At 32.8% G+C, this 20170-nt stretch carries 18 protein-coding genes; 13 read left to right on the forward strand and 5 right to left on the reverse strand.

The features are described from left to right. Positions 1 to 68 precede the first annotated feature (68 nt). The 3 genes from LI_RS01745 (at position 69) to LI_RS01755 (ending at position 2327) form a co-directional block, all read left to right on the forward strand. A complete protein-coding gene (locus LI_RS01745; protein WP_011526400.1) occupies positions 69 to 485 on the forward strand; it encodes a CoA-binding protein in 417 nt (138 codons plus the stop codon). A 184-nt stretch (positions 486 to 669) separates the two neighbouring features. Continuing rightward, entirely contained in the window at positions 670 to 1581 is a 912-nt protein-coding gene (locus tag LI_RS01750) for a J domain-containing protein (protein ID WP_011526401.1), read from the forward strand. A gap of 56 nt (positions 1582 to 1637) precedes the next feature. Next, positions 1638 to 2327 (forward strand): adenylate kinase, encoded by a 690-nt coding sequence (locus LI_RS01755; protein ID WP_011526402.1) that lies wholly within the window; start codon positions 1638 to 1640, stop codon positions 2325 to 2327. 85 nt (positions 2328 to 2412) lie between these two features. Here the strand turns inward: LI_RS01755 and LI_RS01760 are convergent, their stop codons facing one another. Together LI_RS01760 and LI_RS01765 are read right to left on the reverse strand one after the other, a co-directional pair. After that, entirely contained in the window at positions 2413 to 3681 is a 1269-nt protein-coding gene (locus LI_RS01760) for a CgeB family protein (protein WP_011526403.1), read from the reverse strand. A gap of 2 nt (positions 3682 to 3683) precedes the next feature. After that, positions 3684 to 4904, reverse strand: coding sequence for an ADP-heptose--LPS heptosyltransferase (locus LI_RS01765; protein ID WP_011526404.1), 1221 nt, complete (start codon positions 4902 to 4904; stop codon positions 3684 to 3686). 435 nt (positions 4905 to 5339) lie between these two features. Between LI_RS01765 and LI_RS01770 the strand changes: the two genes are divergently transcribed. From LI_RS01770 to thiE, 5 genes are all read left to right on the forward strand, one after another. Next, positions 5340 to 6017: a precorrin-2 dehydrogenase/sirohydrochlorin ferrochelatase family protein gene (locus LI_RS01770; protein WP_011526405.1), complete on the forward strand. Its 678-nt coding sequence runs from the start codon at positions 5340 to 5342 to the stop codon at positions 6015 to 6017. Then, a complete protein-coding gene (gene ccsA, locus LI_RS01775) occupies positions 6004 to 6894 on the forward strand; it encodes a cytochrome c biogenesis protein CcsA (protein ID WP_011526406.1) in 891 nt (296 codons plus the stop codon). Before LI_RS01770 ends, ccsA begins: the two co-directional genes overlap by 14 nt. Continuing rightward, on the forward strand, positions 6842 to 8134 hold the full coding sequence (gene hemA, locus LI_RS01780; protein ID WP_041817038.1) for a glutamyl-tRNA reductase: 1293 nt from the start codon (positions 6842 to 6844) through the stop codon (positions 8132 to 8134). Before ccsA ends, hemA begins: the two co-directional genes overlap by 53 nt. A 128-nt stretch (positions 8135 to 8262) precedes the next feature. Then, positions 8263 to 9570, forward strand: a complete 1308-nt coding sequence (gene ftsY / locus LI_RS01785) for a signal recognition particle-docking protein FtsY (RefSeq protein WP_011526408.1) — start codon at positions 8263 to 8265, stop codon at positions 9568 to 9570. A 69-nt stretch (positions 9571 to 9639) separates the two neighbouring features. After that, positions 9640 to 10293 carry a thiamine phosphate synthase gene (gene thiE / locus LI_RS01790; RefSeq protein WP_011526409.1) on the forward strand — a complete coding sequence of 218 codons (654 nt, stop codon included), beginning with the start codon at positions 9640 to 9642 and terminating at the stop codon, positions 10291 to 10293. Positions 10294 to 10423: 130 nt separating this feature from the next. On the opposite strand, the gene LI_RS01795 is transcribed toward thiE, so the two are convergent. Further along, positions 10424 to 11851 carry an NAD(P)-dependent oxidoreductase gene (locus tag LI_RS01795; protein ID WP_011526410.1) on the reverse strand — a complete coding sequence of 476 codons (1428 nt, stop codon included), beginning with the start codon at positions 11849 to 11851 and terminating at the stop codon, positions 10424 to 10426. Between the two features lie 252 nt (positions 11852 to 12103). Between LI_RS01795 and LI_RS01800 the strand changes: the two genes are divergently transcribed. Continuing rightward, positions 12104 to 13030 (forward strand): SAM-dependent methyltransferase, encoded by a 927-nt coding sequence (locus LI_RS01800; protein ID WP_011526411.1) that lies wholly within the window; start codon positions 12104 to 12106, stop codon positions 13028 to 13030. A gap of 205 nt (positions 13031 to 13235) precedes the next feature. Continuing rightward, on the forward strand, positions 13236 to 13514 hold the full coding sequence (locus LI_RS01805; protein WP_015353721.1) for an HU family DNA-binding protein: 279 nt from the start codon (positions 13236 to 13238) through the stop codon (positions 13512 to 13514). Positions 13515 to 13670: 156 nt separating this feature from the next. On the opposite strand, the gene LI_RS01810 is transcribed toward LI_RS01805, so the two are convergent. Further along, complete coding sequence (locus tag LI_RS01810; RefSeq protein ID WP_011526412.1) at positions 13671 to 14597, reverse strand: hypothetical protein; 927 nt, start codon at positions 14595 to 14597, stop codon at positions 13671 to 13673. A 43-nt stretch (positions 14598 to 14640) separates the two neighbouring features. Then, positions 14641 to 15090 carry a DciA family protein gene (locus LI_RS01815; RefSeq protein WP_011526413.1) on the reverse strand — a complete coding sequence of 150 codons (450 nt, stop codon included), beginning with the start codon at positions 15088 to 15090 and terminating at the stop codon, positions 14641 to 14643. Between the two features lie 373 nt (positions 15091 to 15463). On the opposite strand from LI_RS01815, the gene LI_RS01820 reads away from it, so the two are divergent. From LI_RS01820 to LI_RS01830, 3 genes are read left to right on the forward strand one after another with little or no spacing between them, the layout of a single operon-like run. Next, complete coding sequence (locus LI_RS01820; RefSeq protein ID WP_011526414.1) at positions 15464 to 17521, forward strand: amylo-alpha-1,6-glucosidase; 2058 nt, start codon at positions 15464 to 15466, stop codon at positions 17519 to 17521. A gap of 18 nt (positions 17522 to 17539) precedes the next feature. Further along, complete coding sequence (locus tag LI_RS01825) at positions 17540 to 18880, forward strand: glycosyltransferase (protein WP_011526415.1); 1341 nt, start codon at positions 17540 to 17542, stop codon at positions 18878 to 18880. 2 nt (positions 18881 to 18882) lie between these two features. After that, the gene (locus tag LI_RS01830; protein ID WP_011526416.1) at positions 18883 to 20169 is read left to right on the forward strand and encodes a glycoside hydrolase family 57 protein; all 1287 of its coding nucleotides are present in this window, start codon (positions 18883 to 18885) and stop codon (positions 20167 to 20169) included. Position 20170 lies beyond the last annotated feature (1 nt).

The raw sequence follows: 20170 nt of genomic DNA on the forward strand, positions 1-20170 counted from the left end.
TTATAGCTAAATAAAAATACGTTTATTATTTATCGTTATAGTATTACTGTTACACTAAAGGAGTTTATATGCAACACCCGTCAGATAGTACACTTAAAGATATTCTCTCTCAATCAAAAACTATTGCAATTATTGGAGCTAAAGATGAGCCTAATACCCCTGTTGGTCGGGTAGGACAATATCTCATCAAAGTAGGATATACAGTTATTCCAGTCCATCCTATACGCAAATCTGTCTGGGGGATCCCAGCATATACTTCTATTACAGAAATTCCTGTGCATATTGATATTGTGGACCTATTCAGAGCACCAGAATTTTGTCCTATTCATGCACATGAAGTCATAAGCTTATTACAACCACCACAACTTTTTTGGATGCAACAAAGTATTATTAGTCCAGAGTCAGTAAATATTGTTCAACAATATGGAATTACAGCTATTGAAAACCTTTGTATTATGGCTGAACATAAGCGATTATTTAATTAAGTAATTCTATTGCTCACATCCTAAAATATTAAAGGATCAAGTTTTGCATTCTACACATGTATATAACTTGTATATTGAGTTATCACAAAAAGGATTATAGTAAATGAGCATTCTAGTACTAAGTGAAATAACTAAGCATAACCTATCTATCTTCTAAAATTATCGAGAGAGCCATGGAGGATGCATGATCCTTGATAAATATTATAAAATCTTGCATGTTGATAACTCTGCATTTCTTGATGACATAAAACGTTCTTATAGAAAATTAGCATTTGCTTTACACCCTGATTTAAATCCAACTATTCCTCATGCTACGGCTAAATTCCAACAACTAAATGAAGCTTATGTAATATTATTAAGAGCATACAAAAGTAATACTTCTAAATCTCATTCAAAAACTACTACAAAACAGTCTACTACTAATGCTACACAACAGAAAAATAAAGAGAGGGATAAAGCTTATAGAAAAAATAAAACAGAGTATATAAAAAGTACTAGCAAAAAAACTCACTCTAAAAACCCACATAAGAATAGTATATTTGAAGCATCTATTGATGAAAACTTTGATGAAAAGCAAAAAATATTACAGGATATTTTGAATGACGACTTTGCTAGGAATGTATTTGAAGATATTTTTAGAACTATCCAAAATAAGCAAACTAAATCTTCAAACATTCAAGATTCATCCACTCAAAATTCATCACAAAATAAAAAGCCATCAATTATAACAAGACTTTTTCAAACCATAGGACAAATTACTCATTCATTTCAAAAAGGACAACACCCCAATACTTCATCTCCAAACAATGTAAAAGTCACATATGGGGGAAAAGATGCTCCAAACACAGTTAAATCATGGTTGAAAAGTCAAATAGATGAAGAACAAACTATTGAACTTCCTGCTACCGCACTTAGGCCTGGATCACGAATCCGTTTAAATATTCGACAAGGATTCTCAGAAAAATTAAAAGTACTTGATCTTACGTTACCATCAGATTTTACCTTTAATAAGCAACTCTATTTTAAAGGTATGGGTAAAAAACTTGGACGATGGCAAGGAGATCTCTATTTACGTTTTATACCTAAACGATCATAATAAAGAAGAACTAAACGTTATCAAAGAAACAATGTTATTATAGGAGCATTGGACTCATGAATATCCTTATATTTGGACCTAATGGAAGTGGAAAAGGAACACAAGGTGAACTTATACAGAAAGCTTTTGGTATTACACATATTGAATCAGGTGTTATCTTTCGTGAACATATCTCAAAAGGAACAGAGCTTGGGAAACAAGCAAAATCCTATATAGATAAAGGTGAACTAGTTCCTGATGATATAACAATCCCTATGATTTTAGAAACTCTTCAAATTAAAGGGAAAAGCGGCTGGTTATTAGATGGATTCCCTCGTAACATTACACAAGCACAAAAACTTCATGAAGCTATGCTCAAAAAAGGTGTAAAACTTGATTATGTTATAGAAATCACACTACCTAGAGAAGTTGCAAAAAGTCGTATTATAGGTCGACGTATTTGTAAAACAAACAATAATCATCCTAATAATGTTTCTATTGATAGTATTAAACCTGATGGAAACAACTGTAGAGTCTGTCATGGAGAACTCATTGTTCGTACAGATGATCAAGATGAGGAAGCCATCAATAAACGACACGATATTTATTATAATACCAAAACAGGGACACTATCAGCTGCTCATTACTTCAAAAATCTTTCTGACCAATATGAAACCCACTATATTCTTGTTAATGGACAAAATACTATTGAAGAAATCCGAAAAACACTTCTAGAAGATCTTGGTATATCCTCAGAAGTTTCTTAACAAACTGTTTCTGTGTTAATAATAATTATTTCTTTATGATAGAAATAAAAAATAAATATTTAAGTAATACTTTAACATAATATTTCTATTTTTTATATAATTTCCTCCATTCATCTAAAAATAAAAGAGATGTCTCAATAGGTGACAACACACCTGATTCTTGTCTTATTGCAAAAATTATATCATCAAAGTTGCTATCTGTAGTTATTTTTAATTTATTAAATAACTCCTTAAGTTCTTCTTTATATTCTGTAGAAACTGCATCAGGTAATGACATAATAGCTCTCTCTTTTGGCCAATCAACAGCATGTTCTGAAATATAGGATAATAAATCCCTCATTCTTTGTTGATAAGTATGCTCAGTAAGAACTCTACGCCTACCACGTTCAGCAATAACAAATCGTTCTTCTGGGCGTGCAAGAAAATATTGTATCTTTTCCTTTAACTCTTCTATAGTAGTAAACGTAGCTATCTCATTCTCTGAAAAAAGTTCTGATAACAGTTGGCGTTGATCAACGAGCTGAAAAGCCTCACATGAGGCTATCTCAAATGTTCTAGGATTGACAAAGTCTCCATTAGAAACAAATGGCTTGTGTTTTATATATGAATGAAGATTAATATTGATTTTTGTACCATTATAAATTTTTACAGCATCTTCTGGAGAGATACGCTTACCATCACATTGAACATTTGGTCTAAGAAAACAATCATTATCCCAATCATTTCCCCATATTTTAAATTGAAATTGAGTAAGTTGTCGAAATGCTACACGACGATTAGGATATCCAGCTCCTAAAAATGAAATGTCTGATCCATATTTTTTTTGATCCATAGGAGAAAGATCCATAGGATGATGAAAAGTAGGAAGTGCAGCCATTGGTAAATAACAACTATTAGCAACACCAACAGATGCAAGCTCTTCTAAAAATGGCTCTTTCTGGATTACAAAGAAAAAATCATAATAAGGAGCAAAATTTCTCCAATACGTAAATAACCTAAAGTCTTCAACAAACCACATTGCAGTGAGGATATTATCTCTTTTAAAGCGTTTTAGTATTTGTCGAGTTACTGGTGCCTGTGCAAGACACAAAACTAAATCTGCTTCAATTTCTGTGGCTTTAACATAAATAGCTTGTGAAATGTTTTGTAAAAATGATGCTTCAAGCTCTTCTAACTTACTATTTCGAATATGTAGACCCTTAAGGGCAGTAAATGATCCCCAAAAAGAAGGTGAATCAAAGACTTCTACACAATGTCCAAGATCTTTTAAGGCAATAGTACAGTATTGTCCTATAGGTAGAGAACCACCATAAAAAGGTAATACTACTAGTATGCGTAATATTTGTTGTTTCATATTCATCTATCTGGCAACATCCAGTCTGCCTCTGAATAAAGATTCATAGCTAAACGACCATCAGCTATTTCTGGAAACTCCTTAGAAGATGCTATAGTAATCCCTTGATACTCCATTAATAATGCTCTCTGAGCCATTCTAACAGATTTAACATAGGTATTTTCTCTATCATTTTTCCAGATAAGCCCTAACTCATCAAAAGAAGACTCCAAACAAGCCATTGTAGTTGATAACTGTTCCTTTATACCAACAATAGATTTATGGAATTCAGGACTACTATATGCTTTCAAACATTTTACATTTAAATTGCATGGCTTAGATTCAATACATGGAGCACAGTCTATGACTGCTTGCCATACCTTATGACCTTCTCCATAAGGACCAGTTTCCCATGCCCAAGCTGAAGACAAAAACATACCACAAACAGGAACACCAAGTCTTGCAGCTAAATGCATAATACCTGTATCTGGTGTAACAACTAAATCCAAATCAGATACAGCTTCAACCAGCTCATTCCAGTTAGTTTTTCCTGCAAGATTTTCAGTTTTTTCTATAAGTTTACTTGGTAAATATGACATTAAAGTACGTCCAATAGAACGCTCTGTTTTACTACCAAGTAAATAAATCTTCTTTCCTGATGTATGCTCAAAAAAAATACGTACAAGAGGAGCTAATATTTCTGGAGGTAGAGAGCGTCGTGCTTGACGTCCTGCAAGGACAATACCTAAACCTTTTCCTCCAGATTTTGCCACAGGATTAACATCCTGAGGTATAACTGGATTTGGAGCTAACATACCCCAAAAATCAACTAAATTTAGTGGAGAAACTTTACGTTGTGCTGTCCATCTGAACCCCATCTTTATCCATTTTTCAGTAACAGGTTGGCCATCCTTTACAATATAACCTCTAACTTTTTCTGAAGGAAATAGTGTAGCAAAAGCCATATTCACACCTGAGTAGTTCAGATTGTATATTTCTGTAAACTCCAAAAAATGAAGTTCATTAAAAACTCTATAATTATCTCTAATAACCTGCTGTACTCCACTGTAGTGTGCAATAATTCCATGTACAATACATTTAGGGTAGATAGCTTCTGCTAACTCAACAAGTGTTTTATCTACACAAAGATGAACTTCCCCTTCTCTAAGTAGTGAAGCTATAAGTCTTGCAGTTTGGATAATATCACCAAATCTAGCTAGTTGAATGACTAAATAGCGCTTCATAACTTATGCCTTGTTAGCTTACTTATCGAAAAAGTAGTCTCCCATATCAAGTATAGTTATTATAACGTTTAGTTTAAGATAATACACCTATATATTACATATATCTTTAGAGAAGTTATTGTTATAATCATCTATAAACTTAATGTATTACTTGATATAATATGTCTCTTTTATAATATAATAACATAATATTAGATAGTTACCATTTTATACCTTGAATGCTAGTATAACTTATTATTATTATTATTATTTATCTTATGAATACTAGGACAATATTTATTCATAAAAAGATAATAAATGATACTGGATTTTTCTTCTTATCTTGTTTAGCGTATAAAAATACATATAGTTAAGAATAGTTGATTGTGGGTAAAAAGGTATTACCATCAAATATAACAAAAAGAACATGTAATAATCAGATGTAAATATCATACTATGCAGTATTATCCTCTCTTTATTGATCTTACTTCTGCAAACTGTCTTATTGTTGGTGCTGGTAATGTTGGTAGACGGAAATTGTATAGCCTTATTAAAGCTCATACAAAACATATTCTTATTGTTGATCCTTTACCACCAGGACAAGAACTTAAAGCATTGCTTAAAGAAAAAACTGTATGTTACAAACAACGAACATTTATTACTGAAGATATATTAGAAAAGACGTTAGTTTTTGCAGCCACAAATGATAAAAAACTTAATCAATCTATTGCTACCTATTGTAATTTAAAAGGTATTTTATGTAATATTGCTGATGCACCCAGTAAAGGAACCTTTATAGTTCCTTCAATTGTTGAAAAAAATGGTATTTCTATTGCTATTTCAACAAATGGTAATAGCCCTGCTTTATCTAAAAAACTACGTAAAGATATTACAGAATGGCTTGGAGATCGATACACACCTATAGTCACACTTCTATCAAGGTTAAGACCACTAGTTCTTAAAACATCTAATATTACCTTAGATAATACAACATTATTTAATAACATTCTTGATTCTGCACTCTCTGATGCTATTCAACAAAAAAATCGTCTTCAATGCGAAGAAATATTAAAAAATACACTTCCTAACCACTTACAAATACATATTATGGAATTACTTCATGAGCTGGTCTGAATTACTTCCAATAATCATTGTTCACTTTTATGCACTAGGCACAATCACTATTGTATCTGGAGTATTATCTCAAACTAAATGGTTAACTAGAATTGCTTTCTGGCTTATCTTTTTAGGGGTTATAACTCATACTGCTCTACTCATTTTACTATGGGAAACACCTTTCTCTACTTTCACACAACCTGTTTACATGTTTATTCTTTCATGGCTTATAATCTTTATTGCTCTTATTATTTGGATTTATTGTAAATATGAAACCTTGCTTCTTCCTATGGTTCCACTGGCTCTTCTCATATTTCTATTTGCATTATTATTACGCCATACCAAAATGCCACTTCCTCCTGCACTTCCAGGTATAACCTTTGCTGTCCATATTACTGCTATGTTTTTAAGCATTGGTCTAACATCTCTTGGTTTTGGAGCTAGCATTCTTTTCTTACTACAAGAAAAAAGTATCAAAAAGAAAATACCTCTAATAGGATTTCAAAAAGATATTCCAGCTCTTACAATCCTTGACAAGATTAATGCTTTATCTGTTATGATAGGTTTTCCATTATTTAGTATAGGAATATTATTTGGTATTGTTTCTGCCCGTCTAACATGGGGTAATCTTTTTGTTTTTGATCCTAAAGAGGTTATAAGTCTTATTGCCTGGTGTTTATATGCATGGCTTTTTTACCAACGCTTTACTCATGGATGGCAAGGACGTAAACCTGCTATATTAGCTATTTGGATTTTCTGTATTTGCGTTTTTTCTCTTGTTGTGGTTAACTTTTTTACAGAAACCTATCACAATTTTTACGTTGAGAAGATGCTGAGAAGATATGGAACAACATATTTATCTTATAGGCATGAACCATCGTACAGCAAGTATTGATGTCCGAGAATGCTTTGCACTAACGGAGCATTGCTCAAAAGACGATTGGGCAATTCCATTAATAAAAGGTATTCAAGAATCTCTTATCCTTTCTACTTGTAATCGTGTAGAAATTCTTGCTGTTGGTGATAGTAACACACCTGAAATTATTCTTTCTGCTTGGGCAAAAGTAAAAACACGTTCTATAGAAGAGCTTGTTCCACACACATATACTTACCAAGGGCGCTCAGCAATTTCACATCTCTTCTGTGTGGCTTCAAGTTTAGACTCTATGGTGTTAGGCGAACCTCAAATACTAGGTCAATTAAAAGACGCATATAAACTTGCAACAATAGCTGGAGCTTCAAAAACAATCCTTAATAGACTTCTTCATAAAGCTTTTTCTGTTGCTAAACGTGTCCGTACAGAAACATCTATTGCTTCTAATGCAGTATCAATAAGCTATGCTGCTGTAAAACTTGCCAAAAAAATCTTTGGTACTATGAATCAATATAAAGCTATGCTTATTGGTGCAGGAGAAATGGCTGAGCTTGCTGCAATGCATTTAATGCAAGCAGGTATTCAACAACTAAAAATTGTTAATAGAACATATAGTCAAGCACAAGAACTAGCTTCTCAGTTTAGAGGAGAAGCTATTCCTTTTGAAAAACTTGTTACCTATCTTGCAGAAGTAGATATTGTTATAAGTTCTACAGGAGCTCCTCAAACCATCATTCACTTCAATGATATTAAAAACATACTCAGTAAAAGAAAACATTATCCCATGCTTTTTATTGACATTGCTGTTCCTAGAGATATTGATCCTAATGTTCATCAGCTAGATAATATCTACCTTTATGACATTGATGATCTTAAAGAAATTGTTGAAGATAATATTGTACAACGACAAGATGAAGCTATAAAGGCAAAGCATATAATACAAGATGAAATTGACTCTTTTTGTGCATGGTTACAAGCTCTTATTTTACAACCCACTATTGTTGACTTACGAAAACGCTTTTCTACTTATGCAGAAGAAGAACTTGAAAGAACATTAAAAAAGATTGGTCCTGTTGATAGAAAAACTCGAGAAGCATTAGAAACTATGATCGATGCTCTCATTCGAAAACTTACCCATGATCCTATAAGTTATTTAAAATGTGCTCATCGAACTATTGACACTAACCATATAACCTTAGCACGGCAGATGTTTAACCTAGATAAAATTCCTCAAACAAACAAGGCTGTTAATGAAGACTAACAATGGATCTAGGTATCTTTTCTTCCCTAACATTAACTATGATACAATCCTTTTACTTCTAGTAATAATAACGTATATACTATTTGAGCAACATTAAACTTATCACTTCTACCATTCAAGGTTTATCTATGGGCTTCTTTTCCTCCTTAAAAAATGCATTATTATCATCTAATAGTAAGGTAACTAATTCTACAAAGTTAAATATAGAGCTCCAACCATCCACAACAACTGCTAACAATGGCTGGAAAGAGCAACTTATTATATCATTACGGCAAGCAAAACCTCAGCTCTCTCTTTGGTTAGATTTAACACTTAAAGGGATCACTCATGCAAATGAACAACTATGGGAACGTGTTACCTTTTTACTTGTTACCTTAGGAGTTTCTGAAAATGAAGCCAGAGCTTTTACTCAAAACTTTCAACAATGGTCAATGGATCTAGGCTATACAAAATTAAGTGATTTTCGTTCTGAACTTCAATATAGATTATCTCTCACTCTTGAATTAGAAGATGAAGAAAGTGAGCAAAATAGATTACTAACCAAAATACATACAGGACTTGCTAAAACAAGAGAACATCTTAGCCAAGGACTAAAAACTGTTTTTTCTCATCATAAAAAATTATCTAACGACTTTTGGGATGAACTAGAAGAACTTTTTATTCTTTCAGATATGGGTGTAGAAACAGCAGAAATGTTAACATCCCGTCTTAAGATACGGGCCACCAAAGCTAATATTTCTATACCAGAAGAGCTTTCTCCTTTACTTGCTAATGAATTAGAAATTATTTTAAAAATTTCTCCTCGTGTTTTAGCTATCAATCCTCCTGAAGTTATCTTGCTTATTGGTGTTAATGGGGTAGGTAAAACAACCACTATTGCAAAACTAGCATATCGAATGCATTTACAAGGGAAAAAAGTCCTACTTGCTGCAGCAGACACATTCCGTGCTGCAGCTATAGAACAATTAGAAGTATGGGCTCAACGTATTGGCATTGTATTTTATACCAAAGGAACAGGAGCTGATCCTGCTGCTGTTGCATGGGAAGCTGTAGAACATGCAATCCAAAAACAGTTTGATGTTGTTCTTATAGATACAGCCGGACGTCTGCATACAAAAACAAACCTCATGGATGAACTCTCAAAAATTCGTAATGTTATTGCTAAAAAACATCCTGGAGCACCACATAGGACAATTTTAATTATTGATGCTACAACTGGACAAAATGCATTACAACAAACAAAAGTCTTTAAAGAATCCACAGGAATTGATGAAATAATTGTCACTAAACTTGATGGTACTGCCAAAGGTGGTGTAGCTATTGCTGTTTCTCTACAGTATGGTATTCCTATTACCTATGTTGGCCTTGGAGAAAAAATGGAAGATCTACAGCCATTCAACGGAGAAAAATTTGCTAAAGCTTTACTTAATATTTAATATTCCACCCTCATATAACTATAATTAGTATATCTCATACTATTTAATGATCAAACAAAAGAAATAATAATGGCATACATTCTTCCTGGATCATCTTTAGATGCAGATCTTTATGCAATTACAGATGATGCACTTTCTTTTAACAGGTCTGTTATAGAAGTTGTTAAACAACTATTAGATGCTGGAATAAGGATTATCCAATATCGTGAAAAAAATAAGTCTTCAAACAGTATGCTTAAGGACTGTATAACGATCAAAAAATTAACAGAAGAAGCTAATGCATGTTTTATTGTAAATGATCATGTAGATATTGCAGTACTATGTAATGCTGATGGAGTCCACCTTGGACAGGATGATCTCCCAGTTGATAAAGTACGGGAGCTTATAGGAAAAGAAAAAATTATTGGACTGTCAACCCATAGCCCACAACAGGCTCAAAAAGCTATTGAAATGGGCGCTGACTATATTGGTGTCGGACCTCTCTACCCTACAAAAACTAAAAAAGACGTATGTGAACCTGTTACAATTAGCTATCTTGATTGGGTTGTCAGCCATATAGCTATTCCTTTTGTTGCTATTGGTGGTATCAAGCAACATAATATCCAAGAAGTCATTCAACATGGTGCAAAGTGTTGCGCACTTGTCTCAGAAATTCTTAGTGCTCCTAATATACCTTTACGTATACAAGAATTACGTCAAGCTATACTATTGGCTCATACATAGTGATAGACCTCTTATATAAAATTCTTAATATCCTCTTTTCTTCTTATAGTCATTATAATAAGTAATTCTTTAGAGTCTATACTAATATAAAGGTAGTATCTTTTATAAGTTATAATTCATTGAAGAATAGTTATTTTTCTAATAGTCGTTTTGAAATTGCTTGAGCTGCTTTCCTTCCAGCATCCATTGCTAATACGACAGTCTGTGCACCAGTGACAATATCGCCTCCAGCAAAGACATTAGGAATAGATGTTTCCCCAACCTCATCTGTGAGAATATATCCTTCATGCGTAAGTTTAAGACCTTGTATTTTCTCTAATAATCTTTGGTTTGGTTTACTTCCAATAGCAATAATAGCAAGATCTGTTGTATATTCAAACAGCTCCCCTTTTATAGGTATAGCACATCTACGGCCAGAGGCATCAGGTTCTCCAAGAGTCATTCTTTGCAAGGTTACAGAACATAATTTGTTATTTTTATCTTTGTGAAAAGCAACAGGAGCTACTAACTCCATAATGTTTACACCTTCTTCTTCAGCATATGCAATCTCTTCATCTCTTGCTGGCATTTCTGACTTTGTACGTCTATATATGATATGTACTTTTTCTGCTCCAAGGCGGATAGCTGTACGTGAAGCATCCATAGCTACATTACCAGCTCCAAAAACTGTTACAGAACGTCCTAGATAATTATTTTGTACCGATAGTAAACGTTCCTTGTCTGACTGATTGACTTTTATATCTTTTAGATACTTGGTAGCTAAAAAAACTCCAGAAATATCTTCACCAGGAATACCTAACTGACATGATAGTCCAGCACCTATACCAATAAAAATAGCTTTGTATCCTTCATCAAAAAGATGTTGAATAGTTAAAGTATCCCCTATACCCTGTGTACTAAATGTCACACCCATACTACGTAATGCTTTAATTTCATCACTAACAACCGTATTAGGCAACCGAAAAGTAGGTATACCATAGGTAAGTATACCTCCATGTTCATAGCATGGGTCAAAAATTGTAACACCAATGCCCTGAGCTATAAGATAACCTGCAGCCGTAAGTGATGCCGGTCCAGAACCAATACATGCGACTTTACAATGTGTAACTACAGGAGGCTTTGCATCATATTCATTCAAACCAACATATAATCCAACTTCCATATTTAATATAGAATCTGCTACATATCTTTCTAAACGACCAATACATACAGGATTACCTTTTGCCTTTAGAACACAAGAACCTTCACACTGTGTATCTTGAGGACAAACTCTTCCACAAATTGCAGGTAGACTATTAGTTGTGCGAATAATTCTGTATGCTTCTTTTAAATCTCCACTTAATAATGCAGCAATAAATTCTGGGATACGTACCTGAGCAGGACAAGCTTGCTTACAGCGTGGTCTCTTACACTGAAGACACCTTGATGCTTCTATCTTTGCTTGTTCATCTGTATATCCAATTGCAACTTCATCAAAATTACATATACGATTACTAACAGGAAGACATGGTGTACCACTACTCAACACTCCTCCTACTTTTTTATGAAGAATTGTCATAATTATAACCTAATAAACAGAATAGCATTCTTAAATAACAAAAAAATTCAACTCTAATATAGAATGATCTTTTCTTTCTAACATAAAAAATAACCTTCTTACTCTTAGCTAGAAAAAATAGATTTTCTTCTATGTTGCAACTTTAACTATAATATAAGAAGATAGGTATAATACACTCTATACCCATGGTTAAAAATAGTTATATATGACCTAACATTAATTAACAATATCTAACTTATAAAAAACCTTTTTATGAATGAAACGTTTACTGTATATTTAGCTCCACATGGTTTTTTACAAGAACTTATTGATGAAATAAATACAAATATTATTTGTAGTAAAGGTCATCTTATACTTGTAAAAGGTTCTCCTAAAAAATTTGCATGGGCACAAAATACATGGTTAAGTCCAAGATTTATCCCAATAAGCTCTATTACAGATGGAGCAAAAAAACTTTTATCTATTCAAAGAAATTGGTGGTTACATTCTGAAAACCATCATCGACGTGCAACATTAATTCAACAACAATTACCTTATGTTTCAGCCAAAAAGCTTCACTTTGGAGAAATACCTCCTCAAACACCTCTTGGAAGTTGGACTTTATGGGAAAAAGACATCATCCTAGCATCACCAGACTGTTCATCAGTATTTCCTGATGGAGTTATTACATTTCATGAAAATAAAATAGAACCACCAAGTAGAGCATATCTTAAACTTTGGGAGGTTTTTACACGCTTTTCTTTTGTTCCATCTTATAAAGAGTTATGTATTGATCTTGGGGCATCTCCTGGGGGTTGGACATGGGTTCTTGCTAAGCTTGGTAGTAGTGTTATTAGTATTGATAAAGCACCATTAGCTTCACATATATCTTCTCTTCCTAATGTAGAACATTATACAGGAAGTGGCTTTAGATTTACTCCTCTTCATATTGGTAATGTTGATTGGATATTCTCAGATATGGCTTGTTATCCAAACAAACTTTATAACTTTATCCAACCATGGATTATTAATAAAAACTGTCACACAATAATCTGCACTTTAAAACTTCAAGGAAAACCTAGTAATAGTACTCTTTCTTGCTTTAAAAAAATTCAATCATCTTACCTCATACATTTATCATATAACAAACATGAACTTACATGGATCTATTCTACTAAATACCCATTAGTAATGTTGTAATTTATATTTTTATCAAATAAAATAAATATAATAACAAGTTAACTAAACCTATCTTTATTAAGAAATATATAATACTACTATAAACAAATTTTTTATAACATATAATACATTAAATCTATGACTAAGGTTTTTATTGACAATAAGAAGAATACGTTGCAAAAAACTCTGTAGAGTTTGGTTTACTTTATAAATAATGGAGCAGTTTATGACCAAAGCAGAACTTGTTGATATGATCCATGCAAAAGCAGGACTTCCCACAAAAACAAAAACAGAAGAAACCTTTGATGCTATTATTAAAGTCCTTACCGAAGCTATTGCTTCTGGTTCTCCTGTCACTTTTACTGGATTTGGAAGTTTTAAACTTTCACAACGTGCACCACGAAAAGGTAGAAATCCTCGGACAGGAAAAGAAATTAATATACCTGCTTGTAAGGTCGTAAAATTTACACCAGGTAAGGCTCTTAAAGAAGCTGTAAAACAATAATTTGACCTTTACCAGGCAATCATTCTATCTGTAATAAAAGCCATTCAAATTGAATGGCTTTTATTACAGATAGTGTAATAGTAAAATGACAGGAATCTATTAACCTAACAATATGTATAATCAACTATTAGATATGTTGTAATAGTATATTTATAATTACTGAATAAAAACTACACTACTACCAAAAGTCATGCTATAAACAAAAAATACTATAGCAAAAATCATAGATAACTTATGTCTCATTGGATTATTACTCAATGCAATTTTTGTCCAAATAAGAGCTGAAATGAGGCCTAAACCAACACTGACTGTAGCTATAGGCCACCCTATAACTATAAGAGATATTACAACGTTATACAGCATAAATACTATGAAACTTATTAAAAATATCCAAGCACCATAGGCCGCCCAAACACCACACCAGTTTGCAGCAACTACATAGTAATCACGGCCAAAATTATCTTTATTGCGTCGTATCCATAGCCAAACTAAAGCAATTCCAGCAGCAGCAGCAGCTTCAATAAAATGTGTAATAAATACAATAAGCCATAATGGACTCGTCAAAGATGGAAAAATCAATCCAACTATAATACTAAAATCAGTCTCACGTTCTAATGCTACAAAGTCTCCTGAAAAGATATACCCAAATAAAAATATAGAGATGATTATAAAGCTAGAATAACATATTCCTGATAAAAAACTTAATAGTATATATAAAATAGGCGATCCAATTAACCTATACCATAAAACAATACAAATAAGCTGAAAGATAAATCCTAGATAAAAAATACTACACGTTACCCAAAATATATATTGATATATTGGAAGAAAATGTTGAATATCAGAATAATATATTCCTGTAACTAAAAGTAATATAAGAACAAAGATACTTGTTAAAATAACTCCTAAGTACATTAATTGATATGCACATTGTATATAGAGCTTACTTTGTTTAACTATACCAAATACTATGGTAAAACAAACAATAATTGGCAATAATGCAGAAGCTAGCAAAAAAAACAAAGGAAAACCTATAGATAAAGTTAGCTTATTTAGAAATTCAATTGCTAGATAAGATTCCATTGTCTCTCCAATAAATCAAAATAATTTTAGTTAATTTCCTAAATTAGGTATCCCCCATACGTAGGTAAGTTTTATAACATCTACTAATAGGAGAATTACTATCCAAAACCAAAGAATCACTTTGTTCAGCAGCATGCTGCCTTGGAATCTTTAATTTTCTAGGTATATTTCTTTGATTTACTTGTTTTTTATAAACTAACTGCCTTCCCATACACAACTGTAAATCAACCTTATCAAAAAAAGTTCTATCCATAAAGGCATTTACTCTCTCAAGTAACTCTTCCTTCATATAGGCTAGTTCTTGTAAAGCCATTGTATCCTCTCCACCAACAATCAATGTTTTTTCACGTCTACCCAAAGGATAAGCAATACCTTCTAAGTATGGTCCCATTACCATACTCCAATTCCTCCATAGTTCCACTAAAAGTTTTTCTTCTGAACCACTACTTAAATCTAATAAAAATGTCTCTATCTGCTCTTTAATAGAAGACATTCTAAGGATTCGTTTATTATATTCCAGAGAAAAATGTTTCTTTTTCATAATGGTGAAAATATATAATACAAAATAGTAGCAATACAATAAATAATTTTATACTGTCTTAATCTATAAGAGTAAATATTTTTTACTTTAATTAATATTTTTTAACTTAAAAAATATTACTTTTTATTTTAGTTACTATTTTTTTATAAAATTTGAATATTATAATTATATATAATAAAATTTTTATATAAAAAACTATATCACAATAAATAGATAGAAAAGTGTATCTTTATTTTGTAAATAAATGTACAATTTAATACTTATATCAGTATATTGAAATACATTTTTTTTCTTTCTTTATACTCTTGCTTCAGGAGAAACACTTATGCGCTACCACACGCATGTTTCAGATCAAACACTACAAGCCATACAAAACAATGAGTGGCTAGAAACAAATATTTTGGGAGATTATTCTTCAAGTACGCTTAGTTTTAAAAACACTCGGAAATACCATGGATTACTTATTGCAAATCTTGAACAACCACATGGACGCCACTTACTTGTTTCAACCTTAGAAGATGCAATAATAACTAATGACATAACTTATGAAATATCTTCTCGTGAACATGAAAATATTGTTTATCCAGATGGACTTAAACACCTTATTTCCACAGGGATAACCTATTGTCCTCAATGTATATATACATTAGACGATATACAAATCTGTCGAGAAATAATGCTCCTTGGTGATCAAAATACAACACTTGTACGTTATACCCTCTATGGTGCTAACAATAAGCGTCATACATTAAGAATTAGGCCTTTATTAGCCTTTAGAAGTATACACAAGCTATCAACTGCCAACGACATATTACGTAAAGATGTAGAAACAGTCTATAATGGTTTTTCAATAAAACCTTATGAGTCTCTTCCAACACTATTTGTTCAATCCTTTGATCCACACTCATTTATTTATACACCAAACTGGTACTATGCTATTGAGTACCCTATAGAAAAAGAACGTGGCTATCCTTACAAAGAAGATCTTTTTGTTCCTGGAGAATTACATATAGACTTGCAACCCTATGCTCCTGTTATCATAAGTTTTAGTACTAAACTCCTAACTACAACTGAAAATCCCATTATTTTATGGAATAATGAAGTAATACGCCATCAACAAATTAACTCTTCAGAACACTCTATTACAACGACACTATATAATGCAGGCGAACAACTTTTTACGACTATTTCAAAAGAAAATAGCAATATTGTTGCTGGATATCATTGGTTTGATTCATGGGGAAGAGATACCTGTATTAGTTTGCCAGGTCTTTCATTCTGCACAAATAATATTGAACTTGGTAAAAAGGTTATCAAAACAGCTATTGATTCAATGCGCTATGGTATAATACCTAATATTTTTGGTGGAAATGACAAATCACATGCTTTCAATTGTATTGATACTTCACTATGGTTTATTTGGGCCATTCAACAGTTTATGCTCACTGAACCTCAACAACAAGAATGGATTTACGAAAACTGCTGGAGTGCCATAAAGTCTATTATTACTGCTTACCGTGATCCAACAATATCTGGATGTACTATTGATGAATCAGGCCTTATTGCTGCAGGAACCCCAATAACACAACTAACTTGGATGGATGCATCCATTAATGGAATCCCTGTAACACCAAGAAATGGATATCCTGTTGAAATTAATGCACTATGGTATAATGCATTAGCCTTTTCAGGATACCTTGCAAAACTCTATAAAGAACCATTTGATACTTACTATCAACCACTTGATACTATGCGCCAAGCTTTTAAAGAGCGGTTTCTAACAAAAGGGATATATTACTACTTAGGTGATGTATGGAATAACAATCTATTAGACACTTCTATTCGTCCTAATCAACTATTTGCTATTTCACTTCCTTTTCCTATTCTTGAAAAAGAATATCATGCAGATGTATTACGTACTGTAACAACGACATTACTTACACCCTATGGATTAAGAACTCTAGACCCATCTAATCCTGCCTACAAAGGTATCTGTGAGGGATCTCAAGAAGAAAGGGATAAAGCATATCATCAAGGTACAGTATGGCCATGGCTTCTTGGTGCATATGGTGATGCATTACTCCAGTCAGCAGCCTTCCCAGAACTTGCATTACAACAACTTCTTTTCTTTCTTACTCCACTGTTTACTATTCACCTTGAAGAGGCAGGTATAGGCTTTATATCTGAAATTTTTGATGGAGATAGCCCACATCTTCCAAGAGGATGTATTGCTCAAGCTTGGAGCATTGGAGAATGTATAAGACTTCTCTACCGTAGTGAAAAAGAATTCCCTACTGTTTTTAAAACATGGAAGAATTATTTAGCTTCTTATAAAGAAGCGCCACTTTATGATACAACAACCTTAACAAGATATTTAAAATAACTTGGAGGAGCATAAATTATGCGTATTCTCATGTTTGGTTGGGAATTTCCTCCATATTTAAGTGGAGGATTAGGAACAGCATGTTATGGAATGACTCAGGCTCTTATTCGATCAGGAGCCAAAATTGTCTTTATTCTTCCTCGATCAGAACACAGCTCACGCTATGTCGAACAAAATAAACATTTTCCTAAAATACGTTCTGCTGCTGATGTTTGTATTACACAACATAAACAACTTGGTTACTTCACTCAACAATTTCAAGAAATCTGGAAGAAAAACTTTTCTATCCGTCCTATTAAAGCAACACTTCATCCATATGTTTCCTTTAGTCAAACACTTTCTGCTTATTATTCTACTCAGAATCATTTAACTGAACACAATGAATTCTCTACAGTTAGTTCAGCATGTGCTTTACCTCCTTGTTCTGGTGGATATGGTCCACACTTAATGGAAGAAGTATTCCGTTATAGCCAAGCTGCTGCACAAATAGCTATGGAAGAAATGTATGATGTTATTCATGTCCATGACTGGATGACATACCCTGCTGGAATCATAGCTAAAAAAATTAGTAATAAACCACTTATTGCCCATGTTCATGCTACAGAATTTGATCGATGTGGTGACTCACCTAATCAAGATATTCTAAATATAGAAAAGGTTGGTCTTGAGCGTGCTGATCATATTATTGCTGTCAGCCACTATACTCGTAATCTTATTATGAAAAAATATCATATTCCAGGAGAAAAAATTAGTGTTGTTCATAATGCTGTACTTCCAGCATCTGGAAATTATACATGGCAGAAAAAAAGAAATTCAAACAAAAAGTATGTACTCTTCCTTGGAAGAGTTACACATCAAAAAGCCCCTGAACACTTTATAAATGCTGCATATCTTGTTTCAAAAAAATTACAAAATGTATGTTTTATCATGGCTGGTAGCGGGGATATGTTACCCTCAATGATCCGTAAAGTAGCTTCATTACGCCTTGGGAGTCGTTTCCACTTTACTGGCTTTTTACATAACCAACAAGTTGAACATATATATTCTCTTAGCAATGTATATGTTATGCCTAGTATTTCTGAACCATTTGGAATTACACCACTTGAAGCTATAAGACATGGAACACCTGTAATTATATCAAAACAATCCGGAGTTAGTGAAGTATTAAAGAGTGCACTCCAAGTAGACTTCTGGGATATAGAAAGACTTGCTCATTTAATTTGCTCTTTACTTACATATCCAAAACTTGAGAAATCAATAATGGGACTAGCTTATAATGAACTACAAAGTATCCGTTGGGAAAATTCAGCTCAACAACTTTGTCACATTTACTCTAAATTTAACAAAAATGGACAATAACTATGCCCTCTATTTGCTTTTACTTTCAAGTACATCAACCTTTTAGGCTAAGAAACTATTCTTTTTTTGAAATTGGCGTAAATCCTTTCTATGAGGATGAAGAACATAACCGCCATGTGATGCATAAAGTAGCAAGAGGCTGTTACTTACCAATGAATAGACTTTTGCTAAAGCTTATTCATCAATATGATCAAAAATTTAAAATAAGTTTTTCTATATCTGGAACAGCTCTTGAACAATTCGAACGCTATTCCCCAGAAGTTATTACAACATTTCAAGAGCTTGCAGATACAGGCTGTGTAGAATTTCTAACAGAAACTTACTATCATTCTCTTGCTTTCATGTTTTCACCTTATGAATTCAAAGAACAAGTGACACTTCATCAGCAAAGAATAAAAGAGCTCTTTAAAATTACCCCCCATGTATTCCGTAATACTGAACTTATTTACACAAATGAACTAGCAAAATGTATTGAAAACATGGGGTACATAGGTATTTTGGCTGAAGGAGCTGATCATATTCTTAACTGGAGAAGTCCTAATTATGTTTATCGTCCTCTGGGCTGTAATAATCTTAAACTTCTTCTTAAAAACTATAGACTTTCTGATGATATAGCATTCCGTTTTTCAAATAAAGACTGGATAGGATATCCATTAACTGCCGAACGCTTTACACAATGGATTAACGATTCAGGAGGTTCAAATGAAACTATTAATCTCTTTATGGATTATGAAACCTTTGGTGAGCACCAATGGGCAGATACAGGTATTTTTGCCTTTATGGAAGCACTACCACATTATTTGCTACAATCAAATAATCAATTTTTAACACCTACAGAAGTTGCGACTACATTCACACCAGTTGCAGAGCTTGACATACCATATCCTGTTTCTTGGGCAGATACAGAAAGAGATCTAACAGCCTGGACAGGTAATGAGATGCAACAAGATGCTATTGAACGTCTTTATCGTTTAGAACCTTTAGTAAGGGAATATGGATGTGAACAAATTCTTAATACATGGAAACGACTACAAACATCAGATCATTTTTACTACATGTGCACAAAATGGTTTTCTGATGGAGATGTTCATAAATACTTCAATCCATACCCATCACCATATGATGCCTATATTAATTATATGAATATACTTACAGATCTTGAAAGCAGAATTACCCTACAACCAAATAGTAATACTTATTCTAACCAACATACCATGAAAGCACATTATAACGATGTAACTCCTCTTTTATCACCTACAACTTGCTTCAATAATTTACAAAACCTATAAG

This window comes from Lawsonia intracellularis PHE/MN1-00 (assembly GCF_000055945.1).
In the GTDB taxonomy this organism is placed as follows: domain Bacteria; phylum Desulfobacterota; class Desulfovibrionia; order Desulfovibrionales; family Desulfovibrionaceae; genus Bilophila; species Bilophila intracellularis.